We start from the raw sequence: 10,636 nt of genomic DNA, 5'->3' as shown, positions 1-10,636 counted from the left end.
AATCCCAGTATCGCCCACGAGTCGGGCTCTTGTGGTCGGTGCGCTTCGCGCACCTTCCGCAAGGGCCCGCAGTGTTTTTCCGGGGGGCGACCCCCGGACCCCCGATGTGGGGGCTCCGCCCCCACGCCCCCTCCTTTTCATCTGGTCGTTTTCGCGACTACGTGGGGGGCGATGCTCGTCAGTTTTTCGCAGGTCTCCTCGAATTCTCTGTCGGGGGTCGACGCGCCCACGATTCCGGCGCCCGCTCGGAGCCATGTCCGGTCGTTCCGGCGGTAGAGGGCGCGCAGGACCAGGGCGCAGTCCAGTGCTCCTTCGTGTGTCACCGTGAGGGCCGCGCCCGCGTAGAGGCCGCGTGGTTCGTCCAGGCGGGTGATGGCCTCGATCGCCTCTTTCTTCGGGACGCCTGATGCCGTGACGCCCGGGAAGAGGGTGGCCAGCGCGTCCCATTGGGTGCGGTCGCGGGCCAGGGCGCCGGTCACCGTGGAGCCCAGGTGCTGGACGCTGCCGCGTTGTTTGACGGTCATGAAGTCGCCGATCCGGACCGTTCCCGGGGCGCAGATTCGCTGGAGTTCCTTCTGCGCGGCGTAGACGGAGATCGCGTGTTCGAAGATCTCTTTCGGGTCGCTGAGGAGTTCGTTCCGCAGGTTTTGGTCCTCGTTCGATTTCGTCAGCGCCCTGGTTCCGGCCAGGGGGTCGGTTCGTACACGGCCTCCTGCTGTCACGGAGGCCAGGACTTCGGGGCTGAAGCCCAGGGTCTCGTGGTCGTCCAGGACGGACAGGAACGAGCGTGCCGGCGTGTTGGCTCTGCGTCCGCGTACGTAGGTGGCGACGACGTCCACCGGGAACGGGACGTCGACCGTTCGGGAGAGGATCACCTTCTGGTAGCGGCCCGCGTGGATGTCCGCCACCGCCTCGGCGACTCGTTCCCGGTAATGGTCGCCGTCCGTGCGTATCGGCACTCTGGTGGGTGCGGGCGGCTCTGGTGTGCTCGTTCGCAGTGCTTCGGTGGCGCGTTCGACCTCGTCGTGGTCGCGTCCCGTGATGTGCGCGGTGCCGTCGTGGACGCGGACTTCCACGCGCGGGACGAGCAGGTGGGCCAGGCGTCCGGTCGGGTGCCGGACGGCGAACTCGAACGCGATCCAGCCGTAGGCGTTCCATGCCGGCAGGGGGCATTCTTCGAACGCCGTGCGCAGGGCGTCGACCGGGCGGCCCGACCACGGGCGCACGTCGGGCGGCGTGTCCGGCCAGGTCGTGCGCACCGTGTCGGCTTCGAGGATCACCTCGCCCAGCGCTCCGCCTGCGAACGTCCACAAGCCGGGCTTCTCGTAGACGACGTACTCGTCGAACAGGTCCGACCTGGCCAGCGCCGCCATCAGCAGCACGGGGGGCGCGCCGGTCGCCACCACCCGTTCCGTGCGTTCCGGGCGCTCGATCGGTGGGACGGTCACGGGGTGGCTCCCTTCGGGCCGGGACGGCTGGGGCAGCCGTTCCGCAAGAGTGCGGTCACTCTCCGTGAGCTGTCCATGGGCCGCTCCGGCAGGAAACCCTCCCCCCAATGGTCATGATGACAGAACGTTATCGACTGATTACGTAACGCTCTGTGGGCGGTAAGGTCCTTGGACACGTCGGCCGCCCGCCAAGCGTTCCGGCGGAACTCGGAGTGGTCCGGCCGTCAGGTGTTCGGACGTGCTCCCGTCTCACGCCCGGATCCCGCTCGGGCGTGCTCCTTCGCCTGGTGAATCGAGCGTCCCATGACCACGTCCACGCCGTGTCCGTCCATGCCCTCGCTGGCGGGGCTGCTGCCGGGAGTCGCGCCGCCGGCGGCCGATCCGGGGATGCGGGAGGCGGCGGAGCGCCGGCTGCGCGACTGGGTCCGCCGCTACGACCTGACGCCCGGCACCGACGAGTGGCTGCACCTGACGCTCGGCGCGGACACGGCCGCCTGCTGGCCCACGGCCGACATGGACATCGTGGACGTGGCCGCGCAGCTCTATTTCACGTTCATCGCCGTCGGCGAGGTCGTGGAGGACGTCGCCGACGGCGAGGGCTTCGCCCGGTTCGTCCAACTGCTGATGTCGCTCACGACCGTCCTGGAGGAGCCCGAGCGGGTGCCGGACGGCCGCGGGTTCGACGCGGCGCTCGCCGACGTCCTCCGGCGCAGCGCCGTGATCTTCTCCTCGCGCCACCAGGAGGACCTGCTGACCAGCGTGCGTTCGCTGCTGAGCCTGTGGCACTGGGCGGCGCATCAGCGCGTCACGCGGACCTGGCCCGGCGTCGACGACTATCTGACGGCCCGCCGGCATCTGTGCCTGATGTGGCTGACGCGGACGTTGGCCGAACCGCTCTGCTCGGTCACGATCACGCCGGGGTCGCGCCACTACGACGACTTCCTCCGGCTCAAGAAGGCGGCGACCCGGGTGATGGTGATCCACCACGACCTCGCGTCGTTCGCCAAGGAGCAGCGCGCCGTCGGGGGCGTCCCGTTCAGCCTGCCCGGCGTGCTCATGCACGCCCACGGCTGCGACCTTCCGTCCGCGCTCGACCGCGCGCGCCGGATGTTCGCCGACGCCGCCGCGCGGACCGTGGACGTCCTCGGCCCGTTGCTGGAGTCGCCGAACTCGATGATGCGCCGGTACGCGGACGATTCGGCGCTCTGGCTCGTGATGACCGACACCTGGTACACGTCCATGGCGGCGGAACGGTACGTCGACCCCGTTCAGTGAGGCGTGTGCCCGGAGATCTCCGAAAAAGGACTGTGAACATGCCCGATGTGCCTCTTCCGCGTCTTCCGCTGGAGCGGACGGACCTGCTCCGCCCGGCACCGCTGACGCGCGAACTCCAGGACGGCGACCAGGTGCGGCGCGTGCGGACGATGGTGGGCGACAAAGCCTGGCTCGTCACCGGTTACGCGCACGTCCGCGCGCTGCTGGACGACGAACGCCTCGGCCGCTCCCACCCCGACCCGGACAAGGCCGCGCGCGCCGGGCACGCGGCCATCTTCACCGCCCCCGGCACGAACTTCGACCGGGAGCCGCAGGAGCACGCGCGAACACGGAGCTTCTTCCAGTCCCAGTTCACCGCGCGGCGCATGCAGGAGTTACGCCCGCGCATCGACCAGCTCACCGGGGAACTCCTCGACGAGATCGAGCGGCACGGCCCGCCCGCCGATCTCCAGCGGGATCTGGCGACTCCGCTGCCCATCGCGGTCATCAGCGAGGTGCTCGGCGTCCCGCACGACGACCACCGCAAGTTCCGCGCCTGGACCGAAGCCGCGACGAACACCGCCGACCATGACGTGTCCCTGCGGGGCCTGACCGAGCTGTACCAGTACGGGACGTGGCTCGTCGAACGCAAGCGGAAAGAACCCGAGGACGACGTGATCAGCCGGCTGTGCGCGCGTCCCGACGCGTCCACCGACGACGTCGTCAAGATCCTGTGCAAGCTGCTCATCGGCGGGCACGAGACGACGGTCGTGCAGATCGGCTGGGGCGCGCTGTTCCTGCTGGCGGATCCGGCGCGGTGGGCGACGCTCGTGCGCGACCCCGCGGCCGTCCCCGGCGCCGTGGAGGAAATGCTGCGGGCGCCGATCACCGTGCCGAGCGGCGTCATCCGGTACGCCCGCACGGATCTGGAGTTCGCCGGCGTCCGGATCGACGCCGGGGACCTGGTGCTCCTGGACACCGGTGCGGCGAACCACGACCGGCGCGTGTTCGCGGACCCCGACGGGTTCGACGTGGCGCGGGCCGTCAACCGGCATCTGGCCTTCGGGCACGGCCGCCGCCACTGCCCGGGCGCGCCGCTGGCCCGGCTGGAGCTAGACGTGGTGTTCTCCCGGCTCGTCCCGCGCTTCCCGGACATGCGGCTCGCGGTTCCGGTGAGCGAGCTCAAACTGCGCGAGCACGGGCTCACGGCCGGGCTCGTCGCGCTTCCCGTGACCTGGTGAGCGTCCGGGCCGTGCTCCACGCGACCGGGACGGCCACCGCGCCGACCAGGACGGCCCCCGCCAGCGCGCATCGCGTCATGCCGTGGACGAAGGCGTCCTTCGCCGCCGCCACGGCCGCCGGTCCGGGACCGCCGGGGACGTGCGCCGCCGCCAGCAGGGCGTTGACATCGTCGCCGGGGCCGTGCAGGCGGCGCGCGGCGATCGCCGACAGGGCCGACCCCTGGACGGCGATCCCGAGGGCCAGCCCGACCTGGCGGGTGACGTCGTTGAGCGCCGACCCGAGGCCCGCGCGCTCGCCGGGGAACGCCGCCATCACCATCTCGGTGGCCGCCGCCAGGATCACGCCCGCGCCGGTTCCGAGCAGCACGAGGTACACGGCCAGCGCGCGGTAGTCCGCGGCGGTCGTGAACGTGGCGAGCAGGGCGAACGCCGCCGCGAGGATCGTGAGGCCCGCCAGGATCGCGGTCCGGTCGCCGAACCGTCCGAGCTTGTTCAGCAGCGGCAGCGCGAGCGCGGCGCCGACGACCATCCCGGCCGTCGCCGGGAGCGTGCGCGTCCCGCTGCGCAGCGCGGAGTAGTCCAGGACGCCCTGCATGTAGAGGTTCAGGATCAGCACCGAGCCGAAGACCAGCGCGGAGATCAGCGCCATCATCGCCAGGCCGAGCCGGACGCGGGGCGCGCTCAACAAGGCCAGCGGCAGCATCGGCGCACGGCAGCGGGCCTGCCACACCGCGAACGCCGTGAGCAGCAGCGCCGCGCCGGCGAACGCGGCGAGGACGGACGGGCTCGTCCAGCCGTGCTTCGGCCCGGCGACCACCGCCCAGACCAGCGTGCCCAGCCCGGCCGTCGAGAGCAGCGCGCCGCGATGGTCCAGCGGGGACGCGTCGGCGTCGCGCGACTCGGGCACCAGCCACGCCGCCAGGCCCGCCGCGAGCAGCGCGACGGGCATGCTGCTCCAGAACGCGGCGCGCCAGGACGCGTGGTCGACCAGCCAGCCGCCCGCGACCGGCCCGAGCAGGCCGCCGACGCCCGCGACGGCCGCCCAGACCGCGATGCCCCGGCGCCGCAGGTGCGGCTCGGGGAACACGTCGATGATGATCGACAGCGTCGCGGGCATCATCAGCGCGCAGCCGGCGCCCTGCACGACCCGCGAGCCGATCATCTGCCCGGGGGACGTCGCGGCGCCGCCCGCCGCCGAGGCCGCCGCGCACAGCAGCAGGCCGGTGATGAAGACGCGGCGCCGTCCGACGCGGTCGCCGAGGCTCCCGGCGGCCAGGACCGTCCCGGCCATGACGACCGCGAAGGCGTCGACCGTCCACTGGACCTCGGCCGTGGACGGGTGCAGGGCCCGCTGCATCGCCGGGATCGCGACGTTGAGGACGGTGCCGTCGATGCCGATCAGCAGCAGTCCCGAGCACGCGACGGCGGTCGTCGCCCAGCGCCGGGCCAGGCCCGCGTGCGCCGGTTCCGCGATGCTCTGCACGCTCATGGGCGCGGCTCTCTTCCCGGGGTCGTGGCGGTCACGAGTGGAGGGCGCACAGTTCGGCCAGCGCCGCGTGCCACAGGACGCCCAGCCGCTCGGGGCCGCCGGCCGATCCGGCGAGGGCGGTGTCGACCGACGCGACCGCCGTCACCCGTGGGCCGTAGAAGACGATCGCGACGGCCAGGCGGACGAGCGGCACCGGCGCGGGCGCGATCGCCACCGCGCGCACCGGCGCTCCGTCGACGGTGAGCCCGGACGCCACGCGCAGCGTCGTGACGAACTGGCCGACGACGCCCGCGCGTTCGCACTGGGCGACGACCGTCCGCAGCAGCGTGTACGGCATGGACGGTGCCAGCGCCCGCGCGAGCGCGCGGTGCAGGGCGGTGCGGCGTTCGCTCGTCTGGTCGACGACCTGCCGCAGGTGCTCGCGCGGCGACGGGGCGCCGCACGGCAGGTCCACGCGCAGCAGGCCGAGGTGATGGCCGAGGGCGCCGCTGCGTTCGGGCGGCCACAGGTTCAGCGGAACCTGGACGGGCAGCGCCGCGCGGTGGTCGGCGCGGTCGGGCGGCGTCCAGGCGCGCAGCGCGCCGGTCAGCGAGGCCAGGCAGACCTGGTTGACGGTCGTCCGGGCGGCGCGCGCGACGGTGAGCAACCGCCCGGTGTCCAGTTCGATGGCGTGCATGGCGAAACGTCCGGTGGGCGTCCGCGCGGGCAGCGACCACGGGGTGCGGCGGCGGTGCGCGGGGCGGCGCAGGGGCGGGAGCGGGACGGCGCGCGGGCCGGTGCGGCCGGGGTTCGGCGGCGGCTCGGGGAGGCGCCTGCGGCCGAACAGCGCCTCCACCGTGCCGACGACGGCCGTCCCGTCCTGGAACATCGTGTGCGAGCGGTAGCACAGGGCGTACTCGCCGGGGGCGTGGCCGTGCAGCAGGGTCAGGTCCCACAGCGGCCGTCCGGCGCGGAAGGGCGGCAGGTCCAGCGCGGCGGCCTGGACGTCGGCGCCGGGTTTCAGCTCCCGCTCGCGCAGCTGCGGGCCGACGTCGAACGGCTCCGTCCGCACCCAGCGTCGCCTTTGCACGTCGGGCCGGTACCGCAGGACGGGCGCGTGGTCGATCCGGTCGGCGATGTGGGCGCACAGGTCGGACAGGGCCGGGGCGGGGCCGTCGACGGTCAGGATCACGCACGCCGCCGGGGTCGCCCGCGCCCGCGCGGCGACGTCCCCGGCGACCCGGTCGATCGCGGTGAACGGGACGGTCCCCGGCGGCGGCGCGGGACGGAGAAACGGCACCTGCGGCTCCTTACGGAATTCGGCCCCTCATGAAACTCCCGCCGGGTCGGGGACATGCCGTGTTCCGCGTGAGTGTGGCCGCGTCGGCATATTCATCGGGCGGCCGAGTAAGAATCGGGGCGCGCTGTGTGGGAAATGCGGATATCGCGTCATGAATCGCGCTCGAAGAAAGGGTCCCGATGCGTCATGCTGGGGGTTTATCGGCCTGGGAGGCGCCGCGAACATGGACGGTTTCACGCCCTGGCCGCCGGAGTTCGCGGCCCGCTACGAGGCGGCGGGCTACTGGGGACGGGACCTGCTGGGCGACGTGCCGCGCGGCGCGCCGGACCGGACCGCGCTGGTCGCGGGGGACGTCCGGCTGACCTACGCGGACCTGGACCTGCGCGTCCGGCGGGCCGCGGACGGCTTCACCCGGCTGGGCCTGCGGCGGGGCGACCGGGTGATCGTCCAGCTGCCCAACACCGCCGGGTTCGCGGTGGTGTTCCTGGCGCTCGTGCGGAGCGGGATCGTCCCCGTCCTGGCGCTGCCCGCGCACCGCGCCGACGAGGTCGGCGCGCTGCGCGAGCTGACCGATGCGCGTGCCTATGTCGTGGGCGAGGCCGAGGCGGATTTCGACGTCCGGCGGCTGGCCCGCTCCCTTCCGGTGGACCACGTCGTCGTGGACGGTGACGCCGGGGAATTCACCGCGCTCGCCGACGTCGAGGCGGCGGGCCGCGCGGACGCCGTGCCGGAACGTCCGGAACCGGGCGACGTGGCCGTCCTGCTCCTGTCCGGCGGCACCACCGGCTCCCCGAAACTGATCCCGCGAACGCACCGCGACTATGTCTACAACGTTCGCGCGAGCGCGGACGTATGCGGATTCGGCCCGGATACCGTCTATCTCGCGGCCATTCCGGCGGCGCACAATTTCGCGCTGGCGTGCCCGGGGATCCTCGGCGCGCTGCACCGGGGCGGCACGGTGGTGATGGCGCCGACGACGTCGCCCGCCGCGACGTTCCCGCTGATCGAGCGGGAGCGGGTGACGGTCAGTGCGCTCGTCCCGCCCGCCGCGCTGCTGTGGGCGCGCGCGGCGGCGCGGACGCGGCACGACCTCGCGTCCCTGCGGCTCCTTCAGGTCGGCGGCGCCCGGCTCGCCCCCGAGCACGCCGCGACGGTGCCGCGCGCGCTCGGCTGCGCGCTCCAGCAGGTGTTCGGCATGGCCGAGGGCCTGCTGAACTTCACCCGGCCGGACGACCCGCCGCACCTGGTCGAGCGCACGCAGGGCCGCCCGCTGTCACCGGCCGACGAGATCAGCGTCGTCGGTCCCGACGGCGCGCCGGTCCCGCCCGGCGCGGTCGGCGAACTGCTGACCCGGGGCCCGTACACGCTGCGCGGCTACTACCGAGCGCCGGAACACAACGCCCGCGCCTTCACCCGGGACGGCTTCTTCCGCACCGGCGACCTCGTGCGGCGGCTCCCGTCCGGGCACCTCGTGGTGGAAGGCCGCACGAAGGAGCAGATCAACCGGGGCGGCGAGAAGTTCGCCGCCGCCGAGCTGGAAGGCCACCTGCTCGCGCACCCGGCCGTCCGTGACGCCGCCGTCGTCGGCCTGCCCGACCCGGTGCTCGGCGAGCGGACCTGCGCTTTCGTGGTCCTGCGGGACGGAGCGCCGCCGCTCCCGCTCGCGGCGGTCAAGGAGTTCCTGCGTGGACGCGGCGTGGCCGCCTTCAAGTTCCCGGACCGGGTCGAGACCGTCGCCGCGTTCCCGCTGACCGGCGTCGGCAAGGTCGACAAGAACGCTCTGGCCGCCCGGTAGCCGTCAGCCGCGCGCCGCCTCCCGGGCCGACATCAGGTGCTCCAGCTCCGCGACGGTCGTCGTGGCGTTGAACTCGGTCTCGTCCAGCCAGACCCCGAAGTCCTCCTCGAGCCGGACGCGCAGCCGGAGCAGGGCGAGCGAATCCAGGCCGAGATGCTCGAACGTGTCCTGCGGTCGCAGTTGCGTCCGATCGATCCCGGCGTCCTCGGCGACCATCGCCGCCCACGCCCGGTTCTCGCCCATCGGTGCTCCTTGTCGTGACGAACCACGGCGGGACGGACGACCCGCCGCCGGTTCATAACCGGTGCGGCGATCACGAAGCGTGACGGAGCGTGCGGGATCAGTGTCCCTGGGGGCACCCCGTCGTCACCCCCGCGTGCTCGGCGCAGAGGCAGCCGACGCGAGCCCGCTGATCAGGTCGTTCGTCCAGCTCGCGACGTCGGTGTGCCGGGGCTGAGCGTCAGGCGGCGGTGCTGCCGACGGCGCTCGGCGCCAGGTGGGTCCGGACGAACGACGCGATGTCGCCGATCGCCCGGTCCGCCTCGGGGATGACGCCGGAGAACGCCGGGAACACGTGGATCTGCTTCTCGAAGATCTCGACCTTGTGCGGCACGCCGGCGTCCGCCAGGCGCTGGGCGAGTAGGTCGGTGTCGTAGCGCAGGGCCTCGTGCGATCCCGTTACGACCAGCATCGGCGGCAGCGGGCGCAGGTCCCGGTCGGCGGGGGCGGTGACGTCGCCGTCGGACAGGAGCAGGCGCTTGAGCCGTTCCAGCCGGTGGACGGGGATGTAGGCGTCCTTGCGCGTGTACGGGAACGCGGCCCGCTCCACGTGGTCGAGGGTGACCAGCGGGGCCAGCGCGGCGATCGCGGCGGGCACGGGACGTCCCTGCTCCGCCGCGGTCAGGGCCGTGTTGAGGGCCAGGAAGCCGCCCGCCGAGTCGCCGCCGAGCGCGATGTGCTCGCCCGCGAAGCCCTGGGCCAGCAGCCACTCGTAGGCGTGCTGCGCGTCGGCCGTCGACGTGGTCAGCGGCGCCCGCGGGAGCTGCCGGTAGGCCACCGAGAACGCGGTGACGCCCGCCGCCTCGGCGATCTTGGCGATCATGCGGCGGTGGGTCTTCAGGCCGCAGAAGAAGAACCCGCCGCCGTGGAAGTACAGCAGGACGCGGGACGGGTCGGCGTTCGCGGGCCGGATCCATTCGCCGTGGAAGCCGTCGAACTCGACGCGCTCGATCTCCGTCCCGCGCGGCGTGCGCATGACCAGCGGCGCGCCCAGCTCGAACACGCCCGCCAGGCGCAGGGTGCTCGGCGTCAGCGGCATGCCGAACAGCCAGGGCTTGATCGCCAGCCGCAGGAAGCGCTCGAACCTCTTCGCCCGGCCGCTGCGGCCCGGGACGAACTCCACCACTGGATCCATGCGGGCACTTTGCCACACGCCGGACGCCGGGGTTATGCAGCCGAGGACGAATCCGCGCCGCCGAAACCCGCACCGAACGACGTTCCGGTCAGGCGCGGACCCCGTCGATCACCAGCCCGAGAAGCCGCAGCGCGACGTCGCTCCGGTCGGGGCCCTCGGCGATCAGCGCGATCCCGCCGAGGACGAGCAGCAGGTCGTGGGCGTCCACCCCGTCGCGGACCGTGCCGCGCTCGGCGCCGGCCCGCAGCAGGACCGCGAGCGCGTCGCGGAGCAGGCCGCGGGTGCGCATGCGGTCGTCCTCGGACGTCAGGACGGCCCGCAGCGCGTCGCCCATCGCCTGCTTGGCGGCCATGAAGTCCACGAACCGCTCCATCCACTCCCGCAGCGCGTCCAGGGGCTCCCGCCGGTCGAGCAGGGCGGGCGCCGTCGCGCACAGCCGGTCGACCTCGGTCCGGTAGACCGCCTCGATGAGCGTCTCGCGGCTCGGGAACCGGCGGTAGAGCGTGCCGATGCCGACTCCGGCCTCCTGGGCGATGGCCTTCAGCGACGCGCCCGGGCCCTCGCGGGCGAACGCGCGCGCGGCGACCTCCAGCAGCCGCGACTCGTTCTGCCGCGCGTCGGCGCGCAGCGGCCGTGCCGGGGGCATCGCGCCCTCCTTCCGGGCTTGTAAACGGAGCCGAGTCCGCTTACGCTTCCATCATGCGGAGCCGACTCCG

General features: G+C 73.2%; 9 protein-coding genes. 3 read left to right on the top strand and 6 right to left on the bottom strand.

The features are described 5' to 3' along the window. Positions 1–137 precede the first annotated feature (137 nt). On the bottom strand, positions 138–1,448 hold the full coding sequence (locus GQ466_RS30255; RefSeq protein ID WP_337193682.1) for a salicylate synthase: 1,311 nt from the start codon (positions 1,446–1,448) through the stop codon (positions 138–140). 303 nt (positions 1,449–1,751) lie between these two features. On the opposite strand from GQ466_RS30255, the gene GQ466_RS30250 reads away from it, so the two are divergent. Next, positions 1,752–2,723, top strand: coding sequence for a terpene synthase family protein (locus tag GQ466_RS30250; protein WP_161106501.1), 972 nt, complete (start codon positions 1,752–1,754; stop codon positions 2,721–2,723). A gap of 38 nt (positions 2,724–2,761) precedes the next feature. Then, on the top strand, positions 2,762–3,943 hold the full coding sequence (locus tag GQ466_RS30245; RefSeq protein ID WP_161106500.1) for a cytochrome P450: 1,182 nt from the start codon (positions 2,762–2,764) through the stop codon (positions 3,941–3,943). Here GQ466_RS30245 and GQ466_RS30240 read toward each other — a convergent pair. Continuing rightward, positions 3,906–5,432 (bottom strand): MFS transporter, encoded by a 1,527-nt coding sequence (locus GQ466_RS30240; RefSeq protein ID WP_161106499.1) that lies wholly within the window; start codon positions 5,430–5,432, stop codon positions 3,906–3,908. The genes GQ466_RS30245 and GQ466_RS30240 overlap by 38 nt on opposite strands. A 31-nt stretch (positions 5,433–5,463) precedes the next feature. Beyond that, entirely contained in the window at positions 5,464–6,711 is a 1,248-nt protein-coding gene (locus tag GQ466_RS30235) for a wax ester/triacylglycerol synthase domain-containing protein (RefSeq protein WP_161106498.1), read from the bottom strand. A 223-nt stretch (positions 6,712–6,934) separates the two neighbouring features. On the opposite strand from GQ466_RS30235, the gene GQ466_RS30230 reads away from it, so the two are divergent. Continuing rightward, a complete protein-coding gene (locus tag GQ466_RS30230; protein WP_161106497.1) occupies positions 6,935–8,506 on the top strand; it encodes a (2,3-dihydroxybenzoyl)adenylate synthase in 1,572 nt (523 codons plus the stop codon). A gap of 3 nt (positions 8,507–8,509) precedes the next feature. On the opposite strand, the gene GQ466_RS30225 is transcribed toward GQ466_RS30230, so the two are convergent. The 3 genes from GQ466_RS30225 to GQ466_RS30215 form a co-directional block, all read right to left on the bottom strand. Then, entirely contained in the window at positions 8,510–8,749 is a 240-nt protein-coding gene (locus tag GQ466_RS30225) for an acyl carrier protein (RefSeq protein ID WP_161106496.1), read from the bottom strand. A gap of 217 nt (positions 8,750–8,966) precedes the next feature. Beyond that, a complete protein-coding gene (locus GQ466_RS30220; protein ID WP_161106495.1) occupies positions 8,967–9,920 on the bottom strand; it encodes an alpha/beta hydrolase in 954 nt (317 codons plus the stop codon). Positions 9,921–10,008: 88 nt separating this feature from the next. Beyond that, positions 10,009–10,566 carry a TetR/AcrR family transcriptional regulator gene (locus GQ466_RS30215; protein WP_161106494.1) on the bottom strand — a complete coding sequence of 186 codons (558 nt, stop codon included), beginning with the start codon at positions 10,564–10,566 and terminating at the stop codon, positions 10,009–10,011. Positions 10,567–10,636 lie beyond the last annotated feature (70 nt).

The sequence above is a fragment of the Actinomadura rayongensis genome (assembly GCF_009831215.1).
Lineage (GTDB): Bacteria > Actinomycetota > Actinomycetes > Streptosporangiales > Streptosporangiaceae > Spirillospora > Spirillospora rayongensis.
The sequence above is the reverse complement of the archived record's forward strand: the minus strand, read 5'-3'. Positions and strand labels throughout refer to the sequence as shown.

Coding starts and splice junctions, on each gene's coding strand:
- GQ466_RS30245 (WP_161106500.1), top strand. CDS start 2,762: ATGCCCGATGTGCCTCTTCCGCGTCTTCCGCTGGAGCGGACGGACCTG.
- GQ466_RS30230 (WP_161106497.1), top strand. CDS start 6,935: ATGGACGGTTTCACGCCCTGGCCGCCGGAGTTCGCGGCCCGCTACGAG.
- GQ466_RS30220 (WP_161106495.1), bottom strand. CDS start 9,920: ATGGATCCAGTGGTGGAGTTCGTCCCGGGCCGCAGCGGCCGGGCGAAG.
- GQ466_RS30240 (WP_161106499.1), bottom strand. CDS start 5,432: ATGAGCGTGCAGAGCATCGCGGAACCGGCGCACGCGGGCCTGGCCCGG.
- GQ466_RS30225 (WP_161106496.1), bottom strand. CDS start 8,749: ATGGGCGAGAACCGGGCGTGGGCGGCGATGGTCGCCGAGGACGCCGGG.
- GQ466_RS30250 (WP_161106501.1), top strand. CDS start 1,752: ATGACCACGTCCACGCCGTGTCCGTCCATGCCCTCGCTGGCGGGGCTG.
- GQ466_RS30215 (WP_161106494.1), bottom strand. CDS start 10,566: ATGCCCCCGGCACGGCCGCTGCGCGCCGACGCGCGGCAGAACGAGTCG.